This is a genomic window from Planktothrix sp. FACHB-1355 (genome assembly GCF_014748295.1).
Lineage (GTDB): Bacteria > Cyanobacteriota > Cyanobacteriia > Cyanobacteriales > Aerosakkonemataceae > Aerosakkonema > Aerosakkonema funiforme_A.
The window spans coordinates 1-2,648 of sequence record NZ_JACJUP010000991.1; the positions used below are offsets into that span (position 1 = coordinate 1).

Annotated in this window: 3 protein-coding genes; all 3 read left to right on the plus strand. The window is 45.4% G+C overall.

Features of this window, described 5'->3' with window-relative positions; translation table 11 throughout:
- The coding region (gene moaC / locus H6S82_RS27980) for a cyclic pyranopterin monophosphate synthase MoaC (RefSeq protein WP_191057091.1) at positions 1–396 on the plus strand (396 nt) is incomplete at its 5' end.
- A gap of 231 nt (positions 397–627) precedes the next feature.
- Positions 628–2,091: an alpha-amylase gene (locus H6S82_RS27985; RefSeq protein WP_190467420.1), complete on the plus strand. Its 1,464-nt coding sequence runs from the start codon at positions 628–630 to the stop codon at positions 2,089–2,091.
- A 257-nt stretch (positions 2,092–2,348) separates the two neighbouring features.
- Positions 2,349–2,534, plus strand: a complete 186-nt coding sequence (locus H6S82_RS27990; RefSeq protein ID WP_190467444.1) for a hypothetical protein — start codon at positions 2,349–2,351, stop codon at positions 2,532–2,534.
- Positions 2,535–2,648 lie beyond the last annotated feature (114 nt).

The window sequence follows — 2,648 nt, forward strand, 5'->3', positions numbered from 1 at the left end:
GTAGCAGCCGGTCAGGTGCGGATGTTGCCTAAAACATTGGCAGCGATACAAGCTGGTAATGCCCCCAAAGGAGATGTATTGGGAACGGCGAGGTTAGCTGGCATTATGGCTGCGAAACAGACTGCCCAATTGATACCCTTGTGTCATCCCCTGCCGCTTTCTAAAGTAGAAGTGCAAATAACGCCCGATTCGGAATTGCCGGGATATCAAATTCGGGCGGAAGTCAAGACTAAGGCGGAAACGGGGGTGGAAATGGAAGCGCTGACGGCGGTGTCGGTAGCAGCGCTCACCCTATACGATATGGCAAAAGCTTTAGAGAAATCGATGCAGATTGAAGGAATTCGTTTGCTGAGTAAAACCGGTGGGAAATCGGGAGATTATCGGCAAGAAAGTTAGAGAATTCAACAAGCCTGCCAATTGCCAGAACTGGCAACTCTTCTAAAAACTGCTTTAATGTTGATAATTTGAGCTATAACCGCAAGCAGCCCCGCGCTCTACCTGTTAAGGTGAGCGTCGGGAGTATGTCACGCAGTTTTAAGTTTGTCTGTGAATCCAAGTTGGGAAAACAGGTGACTTATGACTCGTTTTTAGCGATTTGCAATCGAAACCTTATCTTTAGGCGTAAATATGGCAGAAACTAATGGCGTGATGATGCAGTATTTCCATTGGTATAACTCCAACGATGGTACTTATTGGGAGGAAGTGCAGAATAAAGCAAAAGAATTGGCTGAAGCGGGGTTTACAGCACTGTGGTTACCACCGGCTTTCAAGGGCAAAAGCGGCGCGGAGGATGTGGGCTATGGGGTGTACGATTTGTTCGATTTGGGTGAATTTGACCAAAAAGGGAGTGTGCGAACAAAGTACGGCACCCGCGAACAGTACTTGGCTGCCATTAAGGCATTACAAGCTGAAGGAATTGAAGTTTATGCCGATGTGGTTCTCAACCACAAGGATGGTGCGGATGAGACGGAAATGGTGAAGGCGACACCATTCTACGGACACGATCGCAGTACCCCAAGCGGCGAACTTCAGGAAATCGAAGCCTACACATACTTTAAATTCGCCGGTCGCAAAGGCAAGTATTCTACTATGGAGTGGCACTGGTGGCATTTTGATGCGGTTAACTACAATCACCAGCGTCCGGAGGATTTGAACACCGTTTATCTGCTGGAAGGTAAAAGCTTTGACGATTTTGTCAGTCTGGAACAGGGCAATTTCGCTTTTCTGCTAGGGTGTGACTTGGATATGGAAAGTGAAGAGGTGCGGGAAGAATTAGCACGCTGGGGCAAATGGTATCTGGACACCACAGGTGTAGATGGTTTCCGACTGGATGCGATCAAACACATCTCTTCCTGGTTTTTTGTAGACTGGTTGGATGAAATGCGCCAATACGCTCAACGCAATTTCTTTGTTGTCGGTGAGTACTGGACATCGGATCTGGAAACGCTGCACTGGTATATCAATAATACTGGTGGCCGAATGTCCCTTTTTGATGTGCCGTTGCACTTCAATTTCCATACTACTAGCCAAGCGGCGGGACACTACGATATGCGGCATATTCTGAATAACACTCTGATGCAGCAACAGCCTTCTTTGGCGGTGACGTTTGTGGAAAACCACGATTCCCAACCTTTGCAGTCGTTGGAATCGTTTGTGGCTTCTTGGTTTAAGCCTTTGGCTTATGCTTTGATTCTATTGAGGCAGGAAGGTTATCCCTGTGTTTTCTATGCTGACTATTACGGCGCAGAGTATGACGATAAAGGGATTCACATCAAGATGGAATCTCACCGTTATGCGATCGATAAGTTTCTTTACGCTCGCAAACACTATGGCTACGGGCCTCAGTACGATTACTTCGACCATCCCAATATTATCGGCTGGACGCGCTTGGGCGACTCCGAACATCCCAAGGGAATGGCTGTGATGATGAGCGATGGCCCAGGTGGCAGCAAGTGGATGGAGGTGGGTAAACCTAACTCAACTTTTGTTGACTTAATGGAATATATCAAGGAACCTGTGCATACTAATGAGGAGGGCTGGGGCGAGTTTCCCTGCGATGGTGGTTCGGTTTCCGTGTGGATTGAGCAGTAGTAGTTCTAACTGAATCAAAGTAATAAGTTCGAGATAAATATTTCTCGAATGCGGTTATCTTTTTTTTGATTGAGGACTGCTGATGTTTTGGCGATCGTGCTGACAGGTGCGATCGCATCTTACTTTTTTCCATCTACATTTAGATTACTGAGGAACTAGGAGCTTTCGCTATCTATCTTTAGGTTGATTTATGGCGGTTGATTTCACTGAGCTAAAATGAATGCTAATCAACTTAAAACTCCTTTGGAGGACTGAGGATGACACAACCATCTATGAGTGAAGGCGAATTAGCCAAAATGAAAGAACTGCGCGAACTGGCTAAAATTACCGAGCATCAAATGAAGGAATTAGCTGATTTTACTCTAGAGATAAACCAGAAATATAAAAAAAGTTTAGCCGAAATCAGAGTTGCTAATAAATTGCAGAGTCGTGGAATGGAGTAGTTTAGTCATCCAGAATTTCATCATAATCTATCCGTATACACAAGCGCGTAATAGTGAGTTATGAAAATCGAAAGTATCCGCCTAAAAAATTTTAAAGCTTTCAGAGAACTTGAA

Coding starts and splice junctions, on each gene's coding strand:
- H6S82_RS27985 (WP_190467420.1), top strand. CDS start 628: ATGGCAGAAACTAATGGCGTGATGATGCAGTATTTCCATTGGTATAAC.
- H6S82_RS27990 (WP_190467444.1), top strand. CDS start 2,349: ATGACACAACCATCTATGAGTGAAGGCGAATTAGCCAAAATGAAAGAA.